The organism is Streptomyces calidiresistens (assembly GCF_014141525.1).
Lineage (GTDB): Bacteria > Actinomycetota > Actinomycetes > Streptomycetales > Streptomycetaceae > Streptomyces > Streptomyces calidiresistens.
Map to the genome: position 1 here is coordinate 1 of NZ_VKHS01001290.1, position 979 is coordinate 979.

At 76.3% G+C, this 979-nt stretch carries 1 protein-coding gene; it reads right to left on the reverse strand.

The window, feature by feature from the left end; translation table 11 throughout:
* A partial coding sequence (locus FOE67_RS26930; RefSeq protein WP_182667430.1) for a serine/threonine-protein kinase occupies positions 1-963 on the reverse strand: 963 nt, incomplete at its 3' end.
* Between the last annotated feature and the right edge of the window lie 16 nt (positions 964-979).

Here is a 979-nt window from a genome sequence, read left to right on the forward strand (position 1 = left end):
GCGGGGCGGGGTCCGGGGGTCGTCGTCCGCCGGCTTCCCGTCGCGCGGGGTACCGGCCCCGGCGGCGCGGGCGGCGGCGGTTTCGGCCCGACCGAGGACGACGGTCCCGGAGGAGCCGCCCGAGCCCTCGGCGGACGCGGCCTCCCGGGCGGCGACCAGGGCGCGCCGGGCACCGGGTTCGTCCAGGCGTGCGGCGGTGTCCTTGGTGAGGAGCCCGGCGATGACCTCCTTCAGCGGGCCCGCCGAACGGGGCGGGTCCAGGGGCTCGTTCATCACCGCCGAGAGGGTGGCGATGGGACCGCCCCGGTCGTAGGGGGGCCGCCCCTCCACCGCGCAGTACAGCAGGGCGCCGAGCGACCACAGGTCGGCGGCCGGGCCGGGGTTCTCGCCGCGCGCCCGCTCGGGGGAGATGTAGGAGGGGGCGCCGACCAGCATGCCGGTGGAGGTGATGGAGGGGTCGCCCTCCACCTTGGCGATGCCGAAGTCGGTGAGCACGACCCGGCCGTCGGGCTCGGAGACGAGCACGTTGGAGGGTTTGACGTCGCGGTGCAGGATGCCGCGCTCGTGGGCGGCGCGCAGCACGTCCAGCACGGCCAGGCCGATCTCCGCGGCCCGGTGGGGCGACATCGGGCCGTCCTCGCGGATGATCTCCGCCAGGGAGCGGCCCTCGATCAGCTCCATGACGATCCACGGCCGGGAGCCGTCGTCGACCACGTCGTAGATGGTGACCACGCCGCGACTGCGGATGGCGGCGATCGCCTTGGCCTCGCGGTGGGTCCGGGTGACCAGCCGGCGCCGCTCGGCGTCGTCCACGCCGTGCGGCAGGCGCAGTTCCTTGACCGCGACGGCGCGGTCGAGGATCTCGTCGGTGGCGTGCCAGACGGTGCCCATGCCGCCCCGGCCGACGACGTCGCCGAGCCGGTAGCGGCCGCTGAGCAGGCGGGCCTCGGTGGGCGGGGGCACGGTGGTGGTGGTCGCC